Annotated in this window: 17 protein-coding genes, 4 tRNA genes and 1 pseudogene; 4 read left to right on the top strand and 18 right to left on the bottom strand. The window is 64.4% G+C overall.

What is annotated here, in order from left to right; genetic code table 11:
* Positions 1-72: 72 nt before the first annotated feature.
* The 15 genes and pseudogenes from rpsG to EJE94_RS05325 form a co-directional block, all read right to left on the bottom strand.
* Positions 73-543 carry a 30S ribosomal protein S7 gene (gene rpsG, locus EJE94_RS05395; RefSeq protein ID WP_121240422.1) on the bottom strand — a complete coding sequence of 157 codons (471 nt, stop codon included), beginning with the start codon at positions 541-543 and terminating at the stop codon, positions 73-75.
* 15 nt (positions 544-558) lie between these two features.
* A complete protein-coding gene (gene rpsL / locus EJE94_RS05390) occupies positions 559-936 on the bottom strand; it encodes a 30S ribosomal protein S12 (protein WP_121240421.1) in 378 nt (125 codons plus the stop codon).
* A gap of 128 nt (positions 937-1,064) precedes the next feature.
* A complete protein-coding gene (gene rpoC, locus EJE94_RS05385) occupies positions 1,065-5,273 on the bottom strand; it encodes a DNA-directed RNA polymerase subunit beta' (protein WP_121240420.1) in 4,209 nt (1,402 codons plus the stop codon).
* A 32-nt stretch (positions 5,274-5,305) separates the two neighbouring features.
* Positions 5,306-9,409 (bottom strand): DNA-directed RNA polymerase subunit beta, encoded by a 4,104-nt coding sequence (gene rpoB, locus EJE94_RS05380; protein ID WP_121240419.1) that lies wholly within the window; start codon positions 9,407-9,409, stop codon positions 5,306-5,308.
* A gap of 167 nt (positions 9,410-9,576) precedes the next feature.
* Entirely contained in the window at positions 9,577-9,951 is a 375-nt protein-coding gene (gene rplL, locus EJE94_RS05375; RefSeq protein ID WP_121240418.1) for a 50S ribosomal protein L7/L12, read from the bottom strand.
* 51 nt (positions 9,952-10,002) lie between these two features.
* Complete coding sequence (gene rplJ / locus EJE94_RS05370; RefSeq protein ID WP_121240417.1) at positions 10,003-10,506, bottom strand: 50S ribosomal protein L10; 504 nt, start codon at positions 10,504-10,506, stop codon at positions 10,003-10,005.
* Between the two features lie 252 nt (positions 10,507-10,758).
* Positions 10,759-11,466 (bottom strand): 50S ribosomal protein L1, encoded by a 708-nt coding sequence (rplA, locus tag EJE94_RS05365; RefSeq protein WP_121240416.1) that lies wholly within the window; start codon positions 11,464-11,466, stop codon positions 10,759-10,761.
* A 1-nt stretch (position 11,467) separates the two neighbouring features.
* Positions 11,468-11,899 (bottom strand): 50S ribosomal protein L11, encoded by a 432-nt coding sequence (gene rplK, locus EJE94_RS05360; RefSeq protein WP_121240415.1) that lies wholly within the window; start codon positions 11,897-11,899, stop codon positions 11,468-11,470.
* 109 nt (positions 11,900-12,008) lie between these two features.
* The gene (gene nusG, locus EJE94_RS05355) at positions 12,009-12,542 is read right to left on the bottom strand and encodes a transcription termination/antitermination protein NusG (RefSeq protein ID WP_121240414.1); all 534 of its coding nucleotides are present in this window, start codon (positions 12,540-12,542) and stop codon (positions 12,009-12,011) included.
* On the bottom strand, positions 12,539-12,892 hold the full coding sequence (gene secE, locus EJE94_RS05350; RefSeq protein ID WP_121240413.1) for a preprotein translocase subunit SecE: 354 nt from the start codon (positions 12,890-12,892) through the stop codon (positions 12,539-12,541). Before secE ends, nusG begins: the two co-directional genes overlap by 4 nt.
* Positions 12,893-12,955: 63 nt before the next feature.
* A tRNA-Trp gene (locus EJE94_RS05345) sits at positions 12,956-13,031 on the bottom strand.
* A 63-nt stretch (positions 13,032-13,094) separates the two neighbouring features.
* A pseudogene (gene tuf / locus EJE94_RS05340) lies at positions 13,095-14,286 on the bottom strand (elongation factor Tu).
* Between the two features lie 39 nt (positions 14,287-14,325).
* Positions 14,326-14,400: transfer RNA gene (locus tag EJE94_RS05335), tRNA-Thr, on the bottom strand.
* Between the two features lie 26 nt (positions 14,401-14,426).
* Positions 14,427-14,500, bottom strand: a tRNA-Gly gene (locus EJE94_RS05330).
* 56 nt (positions 14,501-14,556) lie between these two features.
* Positions 14,557-14,641: transfer RNA gene (locus EJE94_RS05325), tRNA-Tyr, on the bottom strand.
* A gap of 132 nt (positions 14,642-14,773) precedes the next feature.
* On the opposite strand from EJE94_RS05325, the gene EJE94_RS05320 reads away from it, so the two are divergent.
* The 3 genes from EJE94_RS05320 (at position 14,774) to EJE94_RS05310 (ending at position 17,636) form a co-directional block, all read left to right on the top strand.
* On the top strand, positions 14,774-15,370 hold the full coding sequence (locus tag EJE94_RS05320) for a malonic semialdehyde reductase (protein ID WP_121240411.1): 597 nt from the start codon (positions 14,774-14,776) through the stop codon (positions 15,368-15,370).
* A 1-nt stretch (position 15,371) separates the two neighbouring features.
* Entirely contained in the window at positions 15,372-16,757 is a 1,386-nt protein-coding gene (locus EJE94_RS05315; protein WP_121240410.1) for an FAD-binding oxidoreductase, read from the top strand.
* 177 nt (positions 16,758-16,934) lie between these two features.
* Positions 16,935-17,636, top strand: coding sequence for a P-loop NTPase family protein (locus tag EJE94_RS05310; RefSeq protein WP_243642531.1), 702 nt, complete (start codon positions 16,935-16,937; stop codon positions 17,634-17,636).
* 11 nt (positions 17,637-17,647) lie between these two features.
* Here the strand turns inward: EJE94_RS05310 and EJE94_RS05305 are convergent, their stop codons facing one another.
* Positions 17,648-18,289: a response regulator transcription factor gene (locus EJE94_RS05305; RefSeq protein ID WP_121240409.1), complete on the bottom strand. Its 642-nt coding sequence runs from the start codon at positions 18,287-18,289 to the stop codon at positions 17,648-17,650.
* A 143-nt stretch (positions 18,290-18,432) separates the two neighbouring features.
* Between EJE94_RS05305 and EJE94_RS05300 the strand changes: the two genes are divergently transcribed.
* A complete protein-coding gene (locus EJE94_RS05300; protein ID WP_121240408.1) occupies positions 18,433-18,834 on the top strand; it encodes a PhaM family polyhydroxyalkanoate granule multifunctional regulatory protein in 402 nt (133 codons plus the stop codon).
* Here EJE94_RS05300 and EJE94_RS05295 read toward each other — a convergent pair.
* Together EJE94_RS05295 and EJE94_RS05290 are read right to left on the bottom strand one after the other, a co-directional pair.
* A complete protein-coding gene (locus tag EJE94_RS05295) occupies positions 18,802-19,710 on the bottom strand; it encodes an AEC family transporter (protein ID WP_121240407.1) in 909 nt (302 codons plus the stop codon). The two genes, EJE94_RS05300 and EJE94_RS05295, sit on opposite strands and share 33 nt — an antisense overlap.
* Positions 19,711-19,760: 50 nt before the next feature.
* The gene (locus EJE94_RS05290; protein ID WP_121240406.1) at positions 19,761-20,594 is read right to left on the bottom strand and encodes a peptidylprolyl isomerase; all 834 of its coding nucleotides are present in this window, start codon (positions 20,592-20,594) and stop codon (positions 19,761-19,763) included.
* Between the last annotated feature and the right edge of the window lie 27 nt (positions 20,595-20,621).

Here is a 20,621-nt window from a genome sequence, read left to right as displayed (position 1 = left end):
TCCAAGGATGGAACGCCAAGGCGGCAACAGAAAATGAAGCCGCGCCAGCGAGCTGGCGCGGCACGGAACTTCTTAGAAACGGAAGTGCGAGAACGCCTTGTTGGCCTCGGCCATGCGGTGGACTTCTTCGCGCTTCTTCATCGCCGCCCCGCGCCCTTCGGCCGCTTCGAGCAGTTCGCTCGCCAGACGCTGGCCCATGGATTTCTCGGAGCGCTTGCGCGCCGCCTCGCGGATCCAGCGCATCGACAGGGCCATACGACGGGACGGACGCACCTCGACCGGAACCTGATAGTTGGCGCCACCGACGCGACGGCTCTTCACCTCGACGATCGGCTTGACGTTGCTCACCGCCTGATTGAAGACCTCGAGCGGATCCTTGCCGCTCTTGCTGGCAATGGTGGAGAAGGCGCCGTAGATGATGCGCTCGGCGACGGACTTCTTGCCACTGGTCATCAGCACATTGACGAACTTGGAGAGATCGACGCTGCCGAACTTGGGATCGGGCAGGATATCGCGCTTGGGTACTTCACGACGACGGGGCATAACTTACTCCTGAAATCAAGCAGCCTTGGGCCGCTTGGCGCCGTACTTCGAACGGCTCTGTTTACGGTCCTTGACACCCTGGGTGTCGAGACTGCCGCGAACGATGTGATAACGCACGCCCGGCAGATCCTTGACACGGCCACCGCGGATCAGCACCACCGAGTGCTCCTGCAGGTTGTGGCCTTCGCCGCCGATGTAGGAAATGACTTCGAAGCCGTTGGTCAGGCGCACCTTGGCGACCTTGCGCAGCGCGGAGTTCGGCTTCTTCGGCGTGGTGGTGTACACACGGGTACAGACGCCGCGTTTGGCCGGGCAGTTCGCCAGGGCGGGCACTTTACTCTTGCTTTGGGGGGCTTGGCGCCCCTTGCGCACGAGCTGATTGATGGTAGGCATATTCTCTATATCCCGAAAACTGTTACCGAAAGCTGCCGCGAAACATTGATTTCAGCGGCTTTTTCGCAATTCCGCCTCTCCCTCGTGGGAGAAAAGAGGCGGGATTCTACATTCCAGATCGGCCAGCGTCAACCGATCTGGGCACCTTCTTCACTGGCCGGCTCGGCCGGCGGCAGATCGAACACGCCCTGGGCGGCATCCTCGCCTGCCGACTGCATGCGACGGGCACGATGATAGGCAAGGCCGGTACCCGCCGGAATCAGGCGGCCGACGATGACGTTCTCCTTGAGGCCACGCAGTTCGTCGCGCTTGCCCATGATCGCCGCTTCGGTCAGCACGCGCGTCGTTTCCTGGAAGGATGCGGCGGAGATGAAGGAGTCGGTCGACAGCGAAGCCTTGGTGATGCCGAGCAGAATGTTCTGATACTCAGCCGGACGCTTGCCTTCGCCGAGCAGCCTGTCGTTCTCGTCGAGCACCTGGGAACGCTCCACCTGCTCCTCGCGGATGAACTTGGAATCACCCGGTTCGGTGATGACGACGCGACGCAGCATCTGGCGCACGATCACCTCGATGTGCTTGTCGTTGATCTTCACGCCCTGCAGGCGATAGACGTCCTGCACCTCGTCGATGATGTAGCGGGCCAGTTCCTCGATGCCCTTGAGACGCAGTATGTCGTGGGGCTCGACCGGGCCATCGACGATGATTTCCCCCTTGTTGACCACCTGGCCATCATGGGCCATGACATGCTTGTCCTTGGTGATCAGGTACTCATTCGCCGTGCCATCGGGTTCGGTGATGATCAGGCGCTGCTTGCCCTTGGTGTCCTTGCCGAAGGACACCGTGCCGGTAACCTCGGCCAACATGCCGGCATCCTTGGGCGAACGGGCCTCGAACAGCTCGGCCACGCGCGGCAGACCGCCGGTAATGTCCCGCGTCTTGGCGGATTCCTGCGGAATGCGCGCCAGAATCTCACCGAGGGAAACGGTCTGGCCGTCCTTCACCGTGATGATGGAGCCGACCTGGAAGGTAATCGCGACCGAATGCTCGGTTCCGTGAATCTTGACTTCCTGGCCCGCTTCGTCGAGCAGCTTGACCTGCGGCCGCAGTCCCTTGGCCTGCGACTTGGTGCCGCGCTTGGGATCGATGACCACCAGTGTCGACAGGCCTGTGACCTCGTCGATCTGTTTGGCGACAGTGGCACCTTCCTCGACATGCTCGAACTTGACCATGCCCGCGTACTCGGTGACGATCGGCCGGGTGTGCGGATCCCAGGTGGCGAGCGCCAGGCCAGCCTTGATGTGCTGACCGTCGTCGACCAGCAGGGTGGCGCCGTAAGGCACCTTGTGGCGCTCGCGCTCGCGGCCGTTGTCGTCGGTGATCATGACTTCGCCGGAACGCGAAATCACGACCTTCTCGTTCTTCGGGCTGGTGACGTAGCGCACGGTCGCGGTGAAACGGATGGTACCCGTGCTCTTGGCCTCTACCTGACTCTGCGCCGCGGCCCGCGAGGCGGCACCACCGACGTGGAAGGTCCGCATGGTCAGCTGGGTACCGGGTTCGCCGATCGACTGCGCGGCGATGACGCCGACGGCTTCGCCCGCGTTGACCAGCGAGCCACGACCCAAGTCGCGGCCGTAGCACTTGGCGCAGAGGCCGTACCGCGTCTCGCAGGACAGCGGGGTGCGCACGCGTACCTCGTCGATGCCCAGCGTCTCGATGTTATCGACGGCGTCTTCGTCGAGCAGATAGCCCGCTTCGTAAAGCACGTCCTGGGTGTCGGGGTTGAGCACATCGCTGGAGACCACGCGGCCGAGGATGCGCTCGCGCAGCGGCTCGATCACTTCGCCGCCCTCGACCAGCGCCTTCATGGCGAAGCCCTGCTCGGTGCCGCAGTCGTCCTCGATCACCACCAGATCCTGAGTCACATCGACGAGGCGGCGGGTGAGATAGCCGGAGTTCGCGGTCTTCAGCGCAGTATCGGCCAGGCCCTTGCGGGCGCCGTGCGTGGAGATGAAGTACTGCAGAACGTTGAGGCCCTCGCGGAAGTTGGTGGTGATCGGCGTCTCGATGATGGAACCGTCCGGCTTGGCCATCAGGCCGCGCATGCCGGCGAGCTGACGGATCTGCGCGGCTGAGCCGCGCGCACCCGAGTCGGCCATCATGTAGATGGAGTTGAAGGAGTCTTGCGTGACCTCCTTGCCGCTGACAGCGTCCTTGACGCGCTCGTGCTGCAATTGGTCCATCATCGCCTTGGCGACCTGATCCCCGGCGCGGCCCCAGATGTCGACAACCTTGTTGTAGCGTTCGCCGACGGTGACGAGGCCTGAGGTGTATTGCTTCTCGATTTCCTTCACTTCCTTCTCGGCAGCCTCGATGAGGTCATGCTTGGCCTGCGGCACCAGCATGTCGTCGACGCAGATGGAGATGCCACCGCGGGTGGCCAGCGTGAAGCCGGCCTGCATCAGCTTGTCGGCGAACACGACCGTGTCCTTGAGGCCGCAGCGACGGAAGCTCTCGTCGATCAGCTTGGAGATTTCCTTCTTCTTCAACGGCTTGTCGATGACCTTGAAGGGCAGGCCCTTGGGCAGAATCTCCGACAGCAGGGCGCGACCGGCCGTGGTCGAGTAGCGGGTGATCTTTTCCTTCCAGCCTTCGCCGTCGCGCTCGTATTCCTTGATGCGCACCTGGATGCGCGAATGCAGGTCGAGCACGCGCAACTGCAGCGCGCGGGTGATTTCGGCGATGTCGGGAAAGACACCGCCCGAGCCCTTGCCCGCCGAGTTCTCGCGCGTGGCGTAGTAGAGGCCAAGCACGACGTCCTGCGACGGCACGATGATCGGCGCGCCGTTGGCGGGCGACAGCACGTTGTTCGAGGCGAGCATCAGCGTGCGCGCCTCCATCTGTGCTTCCAGGGACAGCGGCACGTGCACGGCCATCTGGTCGCCGTCGAAGTCGGCGTTGAAGGCGGTACACACCAGCGGGTGCAACTGGATCGCCTTGCCTTCGATCAGCGTCGGCTCGAAGGCCTGGATGCCGAGGCGGTGCAGCGTCGGCGCGCGGTTGAGCAGCACCGGGTGCTCGCGGATGACTTCCTCAAGGATGTCCCAGACGACGGGCGTCTCGGATTCGACCTCCTTCTTGGCGGCCTTGATGGTGCTGGCGACGCCGAGCTTCTCGAGGCGCTCGAAGATGAAGGGCTTGAACAGTTCCAGCGCCATCTTTTTCGGCAGGCCGCACTGATGCAGCTTGAGCTGAGGGCCAACGACGATGACCGAACGGCCCGAGTAGTCGACACGCTTGCCCAGCAGGTTCTGGCGGAAGCGGCCGCCCTTGCCCTTGATCATGTCGGCCAGCGACTTCAGCGGACGCTTGTTGGCGCCGGTCATGGCCTTGCCGCGGCGGCCGTTGTCGAGCAGCGAGTCGACGGCCTCCTGCAGCATGCGCTTCTCGTTGCGGACGATGATGTCCGGCGCCTTCAGTTCGAGCAGGCGCTTGAGGCGGTTGTTGCGGTTGATGACTCGGCGATACAGGTCGTTGAGGTCGGAGGTGGCGAAGCGGCCGCCATCGAGCGGTACCAGCGGGCGCAGGTCGGGCGGCAGCACCGGCAGCACTTCCAGCACCATCCACTCGGGCTTGATGCCGGAAGTCGTGAAGGCCTCGAGCACCTTGAGGCGCTTGGCGATCTTCTTGATCTTGGCCTCGGAACCGGTCGTTTCCAGTTCCTGGCGCAGGGTTTCGATCTCGCGGGGGATATCGAGGCTATGCAGCAGCTCGCGCACGCCCTCGGCGCCCATGATGGCGGTGAATTCGTCGCCGTGCTCCTCGACCTTGGCGAGGTAGTCGTCCTCGGACAGCAGCTGGCCGCGGTTGAGCGGGGTCATGCCCGGATCGACAACGACGAAGGCCTCGAAGTAGAGCACGCGCTCGATGTCGCGCAGCGTCATGTCGAGCACCATGCCGAGGCGGCTGGGCAGCGACTTGAGGAACCAGATGTGGGCGGTCGGCGAGGCGAGTTCGATGTGGCCCATGCGCTCGCGGCGCACCTTGGACTGGGTGACCTCGACGCCGCATTTCTCGCAGATCACGCCGCGGTGCTTGAGGCGCTTGTACTTGCCGCAGATGCACTCGTAGTCCTTGACCGGGCCGAAGATCTTGGCGCAGAAGAGACCGTCGCGCTCGGGCTTGAAGGTGCGGTAGTTGATGGTCTCGGGCTTCTTCACCTCGCCGTAGGACCAGGAACGGATCTTGTCGGGCGAAGCGAGCCCAATGGTGATCGCGTCAAACTCCTCCTCGGCGGCGATGTTCTGCTTGAACAGGTCGGCAAACAGACTTTTCATGTCAGGTTCTCCAGATGTCGAGGTGACGCGAATCAATAACGCTCAAGGTCGATGTCGATGGCGAGCGAGCGGATTTCCTTCACCAGTACGTTGAAGGATTCCGGCATGCCCGCGTCGATCTTGTGCTCGCCCTTGACGATGTTTTCATACACTTTGGTACGGCCATTGACGTCGTCGGACTTGACGGTGAGCATCTCCTGCAGCGTGTAGGTGGCGCCGTAGGCTTCCAGCGCCCAGACTTCCATCTCGCCGAAGCGCTGGCCGCCGAACTGCGCCTTGCCGCCCAGCGGCTGCTGCGTGACCAGGCTGTAGGGGCCGGTCGAACGGGCATGCATCTTGTCATCGACCAGGTGGTGCAGCTTCAGCACGTGCATGTAACCGACGGTGACCGGGCGCTCGAACGGTTCGCCGGTGCGGCCATCGCTAAGCACGACCTGGGTCTTGGTTGCGGTCATGCTCAGCTTTTTCGCGACGTCCTCGGGATAGGCGAGATTCAGCATGGTGCGGATCTCCTCTTCCTTGGCGCCATCGAACACCGGGGTGGCGAAGGGTACGCCGCCGCACAGGTTGCCAGCCAAGGTCATGATTTCGCCATCGACCAGGCTGTCGAGAGTCTCGCCCTTGCCCGAGGTGTTGTAGATGCTGTTGAGGTACTTGCGCACCTCGGTGGCATTGGCCTGACGCCGCAGCATGTCGTCGATGCGGCGGCCGAGGCCCTTGGCGGCCCAGCCGAGGTGGGTCTCGAGGATCTGGCCGATGTTCATTCGCGACGGCACGCCGAGCGGATTGAGCACGACGTCGACCGGGGTGCCGTCCTCCATGTAGGGCATATCCTCGACCGGAACGATCTTGGAAACGACACCCTTGTTGCCGTGGCGGCCGGCCATCTTGTCACCCGGCTGCAGGCGACGCTTGACGGCGAGGTAGACCTTGACCATCTTCTGCACGCCCGGCGGCAGTTCGTCGCCCTGGGTGAGCTTCTTCTTCTTCGCCTCGAAGGCGATGTCGAAATCCTTGCGCGTCTGCTCCAGGCTGTCGCGCAGGTTCTCGAGCTGCTGCTGCGCATCCTCGTTCTCGAGCGAGACGTCGAACCAGTGATAGTGTTCGAGCCCGGCCAGGTAGTCCTTGGTGATCTTGCTGCCCTTGGCCAGCTTCTTCGGTCCCTTGTTGGCGACCTTGTGCAGCAGCAGCTTCTCGATGCGCGAGAAGGTGTCGCGCTCGACGATGCGCATCTGGTCGGCCAGGTCCTGCTTGTAGCCCTTGAGCATGTCGTCGATGATCGACTGGGCGCGCTTGTCGCGCTCGATGCCTTCGCGGGTGAATACCTGCACGTCGATGACCGTGCCGGACATGCCCGAGGGCACGCGCAGCGAGGTGTCCTTCACGTCGGAGGCCTTCTCGCCGAAGATCGCGCGCAGCAGCTTCTCTTCCGGCGTCAGCTGGGTCTCGCCTTTCGGGGTGACCTTGCCGACGAGGACGTCGCCGGCCTCGACCTCGGCGCCGATGTAGACGATGCCGGACTCGTCGAGACGACCGAGCTGGGCCTCGCCCAGGGTGGCGATGTCGCGAGTGATCTCTTCGGCACCGAGCTTGGTGTCGCGAGCGACGACGGTCAGTTCCTCGATGTGGATCGAGGTGAAGCGGTCCTCGGCGACGACGCGCTCGGAGATGAGGATCGAGTCTTCGAAGTTGTAGCCGTTCCAGGGCATGAAGGCGACCAGCATGTTCTGGCCGAGCGCCAGTTCACCGAGGTCGGTGGAGGCGCCGTCGGCCACCACGTCGCCCTTGGCGATGATGTCGCCGACCTTGACCACAGGCCGCTGGTTGATGTTGGTGTTCTGGTTGGAACGGGTGTACTTGGTCAGGTTGTAGATGTCGACGCCGACTTCGCCGGCGACGGTTTCGGCGTCATGCACGCGCACCACGATGCGATCGGCATCGACATAGTCGATGACGCCGCCGCGCAGGGCCTGCACCGCGGTGCCGGAGTCGACAGCGACTGTGCGCTCGATCCCGGTGCCGACCAGCGCCTTTTCCGGGCGCAGGCAGGGCACGGCCTGGCGCTGCATGTTGGCGCCCATCAGTGCGCGGTTGGCGTCGTCATGCTCGAGGAAGGGAATCAGCGAAGCGGCCACCGAGACGATCTGTCCCGGCGCCACGTCCATGTACTGCACCTCGGCCGGACCCTTGAGCTCGAATTCACCCTTGAAGCGGCAGGACACCAGTTCATCGGTGAGGCGGCCCTTCTTGTCGAGTTCGGCGTTGGCCTGGGCGATGATGAAGTTGCCCTCCTCGATCGCCGAGAGGAATTCGATTTCGTCGGTGACATGGCCGTCCGTCACCTTGCGGTACGGCGTCTCCATGAAGCCATAGTGGTTGGTGCGGGCGTAGAGGGCCAGCGAATTGATGAGGCCGATGTTCGGGCCTTCCGGCGTCTCGATCGGGCAGACGCGACCGTAGTGGGTCGGGTGCACGTCGCGCACTTCGAAGCCGGCGCGCTCGCGCGTCAGGCCGCCCGGACCCAGCGCCGAAACGCGGCGCTTGTGCGTGATTTCGGACAGCGGGTTGGTCTGGTCCATGAACTGCGACAGCTGCGAGGAGCCGAAGAATTCCTTGATCGCGGCGCTGATCGGCTTGGCGTTGATCAGGTCGTGCGGCATCAGGTTGTCGCTCTCGGCCTGGTTCAGGCGCTCCTTGACGGCGCGCTCGACGCGAACGAGGCCGGCGCGGAACTGGTTCTCGGCCAGTTCGCCGACCGAGCGCACCCGGCGGTTACCGAGGTGATCGATGTCGTCGATCTCGCCACGGCCGTTGCGCAGCTCGACGAGGATGCGAATGACGTCGACGATATCCTCGTTCGACAGGGTCGATGCACCGTCGAGAGCCTCGCGGCCGACGCGGCGGTTGAACTTCATGCGACCGACGACGGAGAGGTCGTAGCGCTCCTCCGAGTAGAACAGGCCGTTGAACAGCGACTCGACGGCTTCCTCGGTCGGCGGCTCGCCCGGACGCATCATGCGGTAGATGGCGACGCGCGCCGCCCACTGGTCGGCGGTCTCGTCGGAACGCAGCGTGTTCGAGATGTACGGACCGCGATCGAGGTCGTTCACGTAGAGCGTCTGCAGCGTATCGACGCCGGACTCCATCAGCTTGGCCAGCAGGCTGTCGGTGATCTCGTCGTTGGCCTGGGCGATGATCTCGCCCGTCGCCGGATCGACGACGTTGTGGGCGATGATGCGGCCGACGACGTAGTCGTCCGGGACATGGAGCTTCTTCATCCCGGCCTCGTCCATCTCGCGGATGTGCTTGGCGGTAACGCGTTTGTCCTTGGGCACAACGACCTTGCCGTGCTTGTCGACGATGTCGAATTTCGCCACCTCGCCGCGCAGGCGCTCGGGCACGAGTTCGAGCTGCACGCCCTTCTTGGTCAGGTGGAAGGTGTCGAACTGGAAGAAGGCGGCGAGGATCTGCTCGGACGTCATGCCGATCGCCTTGAGCAGGATGGTCACCGGCATCTTGCGGCGGCGGTCCACACGGAAATAGAGCAGGTCCTTGGGATCGAACTCGTAGTCGAGCCAGGAACCACGGTAGGGGATGATGCGGGCAGAGAACAGCAGCTTGCCCGAGCTATGAGTCTTGCCGCGGTCATGCTCGAAGAACACGCCGGGTGACCGATGCAGCTGCGAGACGATGACGCGCTCGGTGCCGTTGATGACGAACGAGCCAGTGGTGGTCATGAGCGGAATCTCGCCCATGTAAACCTCCTGCTCCTTCACTTCCTTGATCTTTTCGGTGCTCGACTCGCGGTCGAGGATGACCAGACGCACCTTGGCGCGCAACGGCGAGGCGAAAGTCAGGCCGCGTTGCTGGCATTCCTTGACATCGAAGGCAGGCTCGCCCAGCTTGTACTCGACGAACTCGAGACGGGCATTGCCCGAATGCGCAACGATGGGGAAGATCGAGCCGAACGCGGCCTGCAGGCCCTGGGTGCGGCGGCTGGGCGGCGACACGTCAACCTGCAGGAACTGGGTGTAGGACTCCAGCTGCGTCGCCAGCAGGAAGGGCACGTTGAGCACGTTGGCGCGCTTGGCGAAGCTCTTGCGGATGCGCTGCTTCTCAGTGTACGAGTACTTCATGGTCGCTCCGTTCTCTTTTCAGAGTCGATGGTCAGGAGAAAAGCCTGGCTGTCCGGGCCACTCTGCTGACCGCCGATTCGGGTTTTCGTTCAGGTCGAATGGCAGAAAAACACAATGCACAACAGGGCTGGCGACGCCAGTCGCCAGCCCGAACCACGATAGGTCTATTACTTGACTTCGACCTTGGCGCCGGCCTCCTCGAGCTGCTTCTTGAGGGCTTCGGCGTCGGCCTTCGAAATCGCCTCCTTGACGGCCTTCGGGGCGCCGTCGACGAGGTCCTTGGCTTCCTTGAGGCCGAGGCCGGTGGCGGCGCGGACGACCTTGATGCATTCAACCTTCTTCTCGCCGGCAGACAACAGCATGACGGTGAATTCGGTCTGCTCTTCGGCAGCGGCGGCGCCACCACCGGCGGCCGGGGCGGCGACGGCCATGGATGCGGCGGAAACGCCGAATTTCTCTTCAAACGCCTTGACCATGTCGTTCAGTTCCATGACGGTCATGGCGCCGACGGCTTCGAGGATTTCTTCTTTGGTGATAGCCATTGCAATTACTCCTAAGTCTGAATTTCGTGAATTATGTTTCCGTACGGTCGATCAGGCGGTGGCGCCTTCTTGCTCGCGCTTTTTGGCCAGCGCGGCAACCGCACCGACGAAGCCCGAGACCGGCGCCTGCATGACACCGAGCAGCTTGGCGAGAAGCTCCTCGCGGCTGGGAATGGAGGCGAGCGCCTGCACACCGGCCTTGTCGAGAACCTTGCCACTAAAGCAGCCCGCCTTGAGCACCAGCTTGTCATTGCTCTTGGCGAAGTCATGCAACACCTTGGCAGCCGCGACCGCATCCGCCGAGAAGGCGTAGATCAGCGGTCCGACCATCTGCTCCGTGAGGCCGGCGAAGGAAGTGTCGACCACGGCCCGACGCACCAGGGTGTTCTTCAACACCCGCAGGTAAACGCCGCCCTCGCGTGCCTTCTTGCGCAGCGCGGTGAGATCTCCCACCTCGATGCCACGATACTCGGCGACGACAAGAGTCTGAGCCTTGGCGACTTCCGCCGACACCTGGGCCACGATGGCCTTCTTGTCGTTCAGATTAAGTCCCATGAATCCAATCTCCTTTCAAGTCCACACGCGACGAAAAAACCGTCGCACCCACGGCGACCTGGATCAGGAGCACGCCCCGGTTTGCGCCGGGGCGGAAATCCTGTTCTGAGCACACCGTCTGCGCAGGTTGCAAGCATGCTGCCTTGCGATTAAGCCTCGGGAACTTCGTCCGTTCGGCGCCTGCGGTCTTTGACGATCCGCCGCCGCCGCCCGAAGGCGCCGGCCACGGCTCAAAGTTTCTGCTATAGATCCTTACTGTGCCTGAGGCGCAACCAGGCTGGCCTGATCGACGCGCACGCCGCCACCCATGGTGGAAGACAGCGCGACCTTCTTCAGGTACACACCCTTGGAAGCGGCCGGCTTGGCCTTGTTCAGTGCATCGAGCAGCGCGCCGAGGTTCTGCTGCAGCGCCTCGACGGTGAAGGAGGCGCGACCGATGGTGCACTGGATGATGCCGCCCTTGTCGGTGCGGTACTGCACCTGACCGGCCTTGGCATTCTTCACGGCGGTGGTGACATCCATGCTCACGGTGCCGACCTTCGGGTTCGGCATCAGGCCGCGCGGACCGAGGATCTGACCGAGCGCGCCGACCACTTTCATGGCGTCCGGCGTGGCGATGCAGACGTCGAAGTCGATGGTACCGCCCTTGACGCTGGCGGCCAGATCGTCGAAGCCGACGACGTCGGCGCCGGCGGCCTTGGCCTCCTCGGCCTTGGCGCCCTGGGCGAACACGGCGACGCGGACGTTCTTGCCGGTGCCGGCAGGCAGCACGACGGAGCCGCGCACCAGCTGGTCGGATTTCTTGGCATCGACGCCGAGGTTCACGGCGACGTCGATGGACTCATCGAACTTGGCAGTGGCGTTGCCCTTCACCAGGCCCAGGGCCTCGGTGACGGGATAGAGCTTGTTGCGGTCGATGGTGGCGCGCAGCGCCTGGGTGCGTTTGGACAGTTTCGCCATGTCAGACTCCTTCCACGGTGATGCCCATGCTGCGGGCGCTGCCGGCGATGGTGCGCACCGCGGCATCCATGTCGGCGGCGGTGAGATCCGGCATCTTGGCCTTGGCGATCTCCTCGGCCTGGGCGCGGGTGAGATTGCCGACCTTGTCGGTATGGGGTTTCGGCGAACCCTTCTGGATGCCGGCCGCCTTCTTGATGAGGACGGTCGCGGGCGGCGTCTTCATGATGAAGGTGAAGCTCTTGTCCGCGAAGGCGGTGATGATCACGGGAATCGGCAGACCGGGCTCGAGGCTCTGGGTCTTGGCGTTGAACGCCTTGCAGAATTCCATGATGTTGAGACCGCGCTGGCCGAGCGCGGGGCCGATCGGGGGCGAGGGGTTCGCCTTGCCCGCCGGCACTTGCAGCTTGATGTAGCCGACGATTTTCTTCGCCATTACAAATGCTCCTAAGTGAGTGATATCGCGCTGTCGATGACTCTACTGGCGCTCCTCTTGCCCCGGAAAAACCGCCGGGGCGACGGCAAACAACCTGATGCTGTGACGCTTAGGCCTTCTCGACCTGAGAGAACTCCAGCTCGACCGGCGTGGAGCGGCCGAAAATCGTGACCGCGACACGCAGGCGGCTCTTTTCGTAATTGACTTCCTCGACGCTGCCGTTGAAGTCGGTGAAGGGACCTTCCTTCACGCGCACCATTTCGCCGGCCTCGAACAGCACCTTGGGGCGCGGCTTCTCCACGCCCTCCTGCATCTGCTGCATGATCTTGTCGACTTCCCTCTCGGAAATCGGCGTCGGCTTGTTGGCGGTGCCACCGACGAAACCGGTCACCTTGGGCGTGCTCTTGACGAGGTGCCAGGACTCGTCGTCCATGTCCATCTCCACCAGCACGTAGCCGGGGAAGAACTTGCGTTCGGAGATGCTCTTCTGGCCGCCCTTCATCTCGACCACCTCCTCGACCGGGACGAGGATCTGACCGAACTTGTCTTGCATGCCGGCGCGAGCAATGCGCTCGATCAGCGCGCGCTGCACCGATTTCTCGAAGCCGGAATAGGCGTGAACGACGTACCAGCGTTTTGTCATGATTTTTTCCAGCCCAGCACCAGATCGTAAAGCACCCACTCGAGGCTCTTGTCGGTCAACCACAGAAACAGGGCCATGACCACGACGAAGCCGAAGACGATGCCGGTCGTCTGCATGGTCTCCTTGCGCGTCGGCCAGGCAACCTTCTTGGCCTCGGCCGTCGCCTCCTTGCTGAAGCCAAAAAAGCGCTGGCCCGGCTCGGTGTACCAGGCAACGGCAGCGCCGGCACCGACACCCGCGAGCACCGACAGCACGCGCACGATCATCGCCTGTTCGCCGAGCATGTAGAAGCCGGCGAGACCGGCGGCGAGCAGCAGAAGCGCCAGCGCGAATTTGATTTTGTCGGCCATCGTTACGGTACGTTACTGTCCTTGGGCAATGCGTCAGCGATCGGGCGTGCGGCGTGTGTTCGGTGGCAGGGGCGGAGGGAATCGAACCCCCAACCTACGGTTTTGGAGACCGTCGCTCTGCCAATTGAGCTACGCCCCTGCAGCAGAGACTCAAAAGGGCGACACCCTCGCAGGTGCCGCCCCAACAAGCCTTGAGACCCCTTTACTCGATGATTTTGGCGACGACGCCGGCGCCGACGGTGCGGCCGCCTTCGCGGATGGCGAAGCGCAGGCCCTCTTCCATGGCGATCGGGCAGATCAGCTTCACGGTCATCTGCACGTTGTCGCCCGGCATCACCATCTCGACGCCCGCCGGCAGCTCGATGCTGCCGGTGACGTCCGTCGTCCGGAAGTAGAACTGCGGACGGTAGCCGTTGAAGAACGGGGTATGGCGACCGCCTTCGTCCTTCGACAGGACATAGACTTCCGAGTTGAAGTGGGTGTGCGGGGTGATGGAGCCCGGCTTGGCCAGCACCTGGCCACGCTCGATTTCCTCGCGCTTGGTGCCGCGCAGCAGCACGCCGACGTTGTCACCGGCCTGGCCTTGGTCGAGCAGCTTGCGGAACATCTCGACGCCGGTACAGGTGGTCTTGACGGTGGGGCGGATGCCGATGATTTCGATTTCTTCGCCGACCTTGACAATGCCTCGCTCGACCCGGCCGGTGACGACGGTGCCGCGTCCGGAGATGGAGAAGACGTCTTCGATCGGCAGCAGGAAGGGCTTGTCGATGGCGCGCTCGGGGGGTGGGAATGTAGCTGTCGAGGGCATCGGCCAGTTTCATGATGGCGCCTTCGCCGAGGTCGCCCTTGTCGCCTTCCATGGCGAGCTCGGCGCTGCCGTGGATGATGGGGGTGTCGTCGCCGGGGAAGTCGTACTTGCTGAGCAGTTCGCGCACTTCCATTTCGACGAGCTCGAGCAGTTCGGCGTCGTCGACCATGTCGCACTTGTTCATGAAGACGATGATGTAGGGCACGCCGACCTGGCGGGCGAGCAGGATGTGCTCGCGCGTCTGCGGCATCGGGCCGTCGGCGGCGGATACCACCAGAATGGCACCGTCCATCTGGGCGGCACCGGTGATCATGTTCTTGACGTAGTCGGCGTGGCCCGGGCAGTCGACGTGGGCGTAGTGGCGGGCAGCCGTCTCGTATTCGACGTGGGCGGTGTTGATGGTGATGCCGCGCGCTTTCTCTTCCGGCGCCGCATCGATCTGGTCGTAGGCCTTCGCCTCGCCACCAAACTTCGCCGACAGAATCGTCGTGATCGCCGCCGTCAACGTGGTCTTGCCGTGATCCACGTGCCCAATCGTCCCCACGTTCACGTGCGGCTTCGTACGCTCAAACTTGCCTTTTGCCATGATCGATCACCCCAATCAAATGAACAGAATTCTGAAATCTGGTGCCCTTGGCGTGGATCGAACACGCGACCTCTCCCTTACCAAGGGAGTGCTCTGCCACTGAGCTACAAGGGCGAAACTTGTCAAACAATCAAACTGCCTGGAGCGGGTAGCGGGAATCGAACCCGCGTCATCAGCTTGGAAGGCTGAGGTTCTACCATTGAACTACACCCGCCCGCCGTGGCCGCCACACGGCGACCGAAACCGAAATTACCTGCTACAGAGAAACCTTGGTGGAGGGGGAAGGATTCGAACCTTCGAAGGCAGAGCCGTCAGATTTACAGTCTGATCCCGTTGACCGCTTGGGTACCCCTCCAGCGAAACCGCGCATTATCGTCACCTATCGAATTCTTGTCAATGCCTCTCACGGCCCGACTTTCCGGCGCCGCGACGCCATCGCCGGGCCTTAGAATCGACACTCCCATCCCCGACCACAGAGACGAACTCCATGTCCGAAAAAATCTCGCAAGATGCCATCAAGGCCCTTTTCACCGAAGCGCGTACTCACAACGGGTGGATGGACAAGCCGGTCGACGACGCCCTGCTGCATCAGGCGTGGGATATCGCCCGCATGGGCCCGACCTCGGCGAACTGCTCGCCGTTACGCGTCGTCTTCGTCAAGTCGGCCGCCGCCAAGGCCCGCCTCAAGCCGGCCTTGATGGAAGGCAACGTCGAGAAAACCCTGTCCGCGCCTGTCGTCGCCATCTTCGGCCAGGACAGCCGCTTCTTCGAACTGCTGCCCAAACTCTTCCCCCACACCGACGCCCGCCCCTGGTTCGACGGCCCCGGCAAGGAAGAGGTGGCGCGCATCACCGCCTTCCGCAACGGCACGCTGCAGACCGCCTACTTCATGCTCGCCGCGCGCGCGCTGGGCCTCGACTGCGGCCCGATGTCCGGCTTCGACAATGCCGCCGTCGACCGCGAATTCTTCCCCGACGGCCGCGTCAAGTCGAACTTCCTCTGCAACCTCGGCTACGGCGACCCTTCCAAGCTGTTTCCGCGCAGCCCGCGCCTAGAGTTCGACGAGGCCTGCAAGATACTCTGACGTGAGCGCGCTGCCCGCCGTCCTGCTTGACGCCCTGCGTGCCCGCTTCGGCGAGCGCTGCGCCACGAGCGAGGCGGTGCGGCTGCAGCATGGCCGCGACGAATCCTCGTTCGCGCCGGTACCGCCCGACGCCGTCGTGTTCGCGCAGAGCACTGACGACGTCGCCGCGACGGTCACACTCTGTCACCGGCATCGCGTGCCGGTGATCGCCTTCGGCACCGGCACCTCCCTCGAAGGCCACCTGCATGCCGTGCGCGGCGGCATTTCGCTCGACCTCTCCGGCATGAACAGGGTGCTCGCCGTGCGCGCCGGGGATCTCGACGCCTCCGTCGAGGCTGGCGTGACGCGCAAGCAGCTCAACGCCAGCCTGCGCGACACCGGCCTGTTCTTCCCCATCGACCCCGGCGCCGACGCCAGCCTCGGCGGCATGGCGGCGACGCGCGCCTCGGGCACCAATGCCGTGCGTTACGGCACCATGCGCGAGAGCGTGCTCGGCATGACCGTGGTGCTCGCCGACGGCCGCGTGATCAGGACCGGGAGCCGCGCGAAGAAGTCCTCCGCCGGCTACGATCTCACGCGGCTGATGATCGGTTCCGAAGGCACGCTGGGCATCATCACCGAGCTTACCGTGAGGCTTTACCCGCTGCCCGAGGCGATCTCCTCGGCGGTCTGCGCCTTCCCGTCGATCGCTGCAGCGGTGGACAGCGTGATCGAGACCATACAGATCGGCGTTCCCGTCGCACGCATCGAGTTGCTCGACGCGCTCGCGATCAGGGCCATAAACCGCCACAGCAAGACGAGCTTGCGCGAAGCGCCGACGCTGTTCTTCGAATTCCACGGCTCGCCCGCCGGCGTCACCGAGCAGGCGCGGACGGTGCAGGAGATCGCCGCCGGCCACGGCGGCATGGACTTCGAATGGGCAGACAAACCGGAGGACCGCTCGCGCCTGTGGCAGGCCCGCCACGACGCCTATTACGCCTGCCTGGGGCTGCGTCCCGGCGCCCGCTCGCTCACCACCGACGTCTGCGTACCGATCTCGCGACTGGCCGACTGCATCGCCGAGACCGTGGCCGACATCGAGAAGAGCCGCCTGGTCGCACCGCTGCTCGGCCACGTCGGCGATGGCAACTTCCACCTGCTGCTGCTCGCCGACCCGGACAGCACCGGAGAGATCGAGCGTGCCCATGCCTTCTCGCAGCGGCTGGTCGAGCGCGCCATCGGCATGGAAGGCACCTGCACCGGTGAACACGGTGTCGGCCGCGGCAAGCGCAAGTATCTCGAACTCGAGCATGGGGTGGCCGCACTCGACGTGATGCGTACGATCAAGCGCGCGCTGGACCCCGACGACATTCTCAATCCCGGCAAGGTGTTGCCGGACTTGCCATGAACCGACTCGCGGGGCGCAAAACCTGATTGCCGCGTCGCACCGGCCTGCGGCCAAGCCGATAAAACCCGCGATTCCGCCCCATTTCCCCCCATCGCGCCGCCGCCGCGTCCCCAATAATCACCGCCTGACACCCCACCCGTTCGTGCCTTTCGGCTGCGGGCGTGTGGAGGAGGGGACATGGCGGACATCATCTGCGTTATCGGCAACAAGGGCGGCACCGGCAAGACCACGCTTTCGCACATGCTGTGCCAGGGCCTTGGCCTGCTTGGCCAACGTTCGGTCTGCGTCCTTACCGACACGGGACGCGAGCCGCTCCAACCGGCTGGCCGTCGCTACCTCGTCGCCGATGCGCGCAGCCGCGAAGCCCTGGCCAAGGTCGCCGGCAAGATCCGCTCGCTGCCGGCCTGGATGGGCGTGATCGACGGCGGCGGCAACCGCACCGAGATGGACCGCAAGCTCTACGGCCTCGCGGATCTCGTGCTGCTGCCCTTCCGTGATTCGCATGAAGACATTCACGCCCTCATGCGCGACCTCGAGATGTTCCCGCGGGCCTACGCCATCCCGATGCAGTGGCCGATCAATGCATGGCAGCGCGAGGCCGCCGAAACGGCCGTGCAGGACATGCTCGCGCCGTACCGCGACCGCCTGCTCGACCCGGTGTTCGCGCTCTCGGCTTCGAAGCTGCTGCTGCAGAAAGAAATCCCCGGGGCGCTGCCGACGCAACTCGCAAACGCCGCGCGCGGCGTAGCGCACCAAGTCCTGGAACTTCTGCAGATCACCATCGAACACGCCGGCGAGGAAGCCAGCCAGCCGCGCGACCAACCCGCCCATGCAGTCTCGGCGGGCGCGGGGTTCGGCGGCGCACTGAAGGCCGCCTGAGGAGGATCGTCCTACCTGGCTTTCAAGCCGTACCGCCCTGCCACCAGCAGGGCCTGCGAGCGGTTCGAGACACCGAGCGCCTTGAATATCGCGGAAACGTGGATCTTCACCGTGCCTTCGGTCACGCCGATGACCTCCCCGATCTCGCGGTTGGTCTTGCCCTCGACCAGCAGTTCGAGCACGCGCATCTGCGCCGCGGTCAGGTGAAAGCGGGTCTGGATGTTGCCACGCGCCCGTTGCGGCGGCGCTTCGGCGAACTGCGGCGGCAGGTAGTGATCGCCGGCCAGCACCTGGCGCACGGCACCGAGCAGGGTATCGGTCGAACTCGCCTTGGGCACGAAGCCGGCGGCCCCCTGGCGCATGGCACGGCGCACGGTTTCGGCATCGTCGAGCGCCGACAGCATCAGCACCGGCACGTCCGGATGGCGCTTGCGCAGAGCACCGAGCAGCGCCAGGCCACCGGTCCCCGGCAGCATCACGTCGAGGAGTATCAGATCGACGTCGGCGTCTTCGCCGAGAAGCGCCAGAGCCTCATCGGCCGACGCCGCGCCGCGCACCTCGACCGGCTCGTCGTCGCCCGCCAGCGTCTGCAATGCCTGCATCAGGCCCTCGCGCACCAGCGCATGGTCTTCGACGACGAACAATTTCAGCATTTGCGGTCCCCTACGGCCTGGCGCGGAGACTCGATGCGGCCTCCTTTTTTGGTTCAAGTCTAGCACGGCGCCATAAGCGGCCGTCAGCCGCCGGAAAGGCGGCCGGGCGTAGAATGAATCACACGTCTCAACGGAGATCCGCCATGACCGAAAACGCGCAGGAACCACTCGATTTCCTCAAATCCATGTGGGGCAACATGGGCTTCCCTTTGCCGGGCATGGTCGCGCCCACGGTCGACACCAATGAGCTCGAACGCCGCATCGCCGACCTCAAGGCGGTGGAAGGCTGGCTGCGCACCAACCTGTCGATGCTGCAGATGACCATCCAGGGGCTCGAGATGCAGAAGAACACCCTGGCGACGATGCAGGCAATCAGTCAGTCGGCCGCCGGCGCCGACACCAATCCCTTCGCCAATCCGGCGCTGTGGCCGTGGAACTTCATGCAGCAGCAGACCGCCGCCCAGAGCGCCGCCGCTGCGCCGTCGGCCGCGGCCGACGCGACGCCATCGACCTCATCCGCGGACAAGGCCAAGCCAAAGGGGTAAGGTCAGCATGGCCGCCAGCGTGCCCGCCGAGATCAGCCAGGCGACGCTGGCACCATCCCCGCCCATCCGCTGGGCCAAGATATAGGCCGAACTCGCCGTAGGCAGCGCGGCGAAGGCCAGCGCGATATCGAAATAGGGGCCGGACAGCCCGAAAAAGCGGGCGATGCCGATGGCCGCCAGCGGGACCGCCAACAGCTTCACCGCCAGAAACCATGCCGCCGTGCCGTGGCCGCCGCCGGGTGCGCCCCTGAGCCGCAGCGCCGCGCCGACCGCCAACAGGCCCAGCGCGATCGCGGCCTCCGCCAGGCGGCCGAGGAACTGCGCCAGCGGCGCCGGCAGCCCCAGGCCCAGCATGTTCCAGAGCAGCCCCGCCAGCGTCGCCAATACCAGCGGATTCTTCGCCAGTTCGCGCCACAGGCTGACGCCGCCATGCCGCGCCAGCATGCCGACCGCGGCGAAGTTGGCCAGCGGCACCATGGCCCCTGTGACCAGGCCCATTGCCGCGATGCCCGCACCGCCGTGCAGCTTTGCCGCCACCGCGAGGCCGATGTAGCTGTTGAAGCGGAAGGCGCACTGGAACTGCGACGCGAACGAAACAGGCGACAGCATGGACGGAGGAAAGAGCCAGCGCGCCAAACCGCCCAGCAGCATGCCGACGATCATCGCGCCGGCAGCGGTCGCCACCAGTGGTGCCGCCGTTGTCCACGCCAGATCGGCACGGGCCAGGGCGTTGAAAAGCAGGGCCGGGAACAGCACGAAATAGACCAGCTTCTCCAGCCCGGTCCAGAAGTGATCGCCCAAGTGCAGCCAGCGGCGCAAGGCCTGGCCGAGCAGGATCAGCAGGAAATCGGGGAGCAGGGCCAGTGCGACCGGCATCGGATGTCAGGAAACGTGGTGAAGGAGAACGCCGGCTGCCGCGAGCCCACCTACTCGACCTTCGCGCTTTTCAGCAGTTCTCCCAGATGGGTGGCGAGCGCCTGTCGCGCCAGCGCCTGCCGCAACTGCCCCTTGATCTTGTCGTCATAGGGCGGCATGGTGAATGGCCGTGTGTCCTCCACCAGAAGCACGTGCCAGCCAGCAGGTCCCTTGACCGGCTGCTGCGTGGTTTGTCCCTTGGCCAGCTTCGTCGCCGCCTCTGTCAGCTGCGGCGGCAGGTTCGAGGCATTGCGCCAGCCGAGTTCCCCGCCACGCGTGCGACTGCCTTCGTCCTTGGACAAGGCGGCAAGGCTCTGAAAACTCTCGCCGCCGCGCAGGCGGGTGATTACGCCCTTGGCCTCGTCCTCGCTCGCCAGCATGATGTGGCGGACGAGGAATTCCTTGTCGCCCGAGCGCGCCTTGATGCCGTCGTACTCCTTGCGCACTTGCTCGTCGCTGGACGGATGCTTGACCAGGTAATCCTCTTCGTAGGCACGCGCCAGCAGTTCCTCCTGGGCCATGCGCATCCGCGCCCGCAGCACCGCGTTCTTGTCCAGCCCCTGCTTGCGAGCCTGCTGGGCGAACAGTTCCCGCGCCACCAGCTGGTTGCGCACGGCATTCTGCAGGGCCGGCGAGTCGGCAACGCCGGCGGCCCGCCGATCGGCGACGGCGATGCGCGCGTCGATTTCGGGAACCGCAACGCCATTGACGGTGACGACGGGCCGCTGCTGCTCAGCGCTACCCTGCACCGCGGGCTTCTCGGCGGGGTCCTTCTTCGCCGCCAGAGCGACGAGCGGGGTCGTCGCGGCCAGGACGACTGCGATGGCCGAAATCAGTGTTCTCAACGTTTTCTCCTCGACGGGCGACAGTCG

This window comes from Sulfurisoma sediminicola, assembly GCF_003865015.1.
GTDB classification, from domain to species: domain Bacteria; phylum Pseudomonadota; class Gammaproteobacteria; order Burkholderiales; family Rhodocyclaceae; genus Sulfurisoma; species Sulfurisoma sediminicola.
The sequence above is the reverse complement of the archived record's forward strand: the minus strand, read 5'-3'. Positions and strand labels throughout refer to the sequence as shown.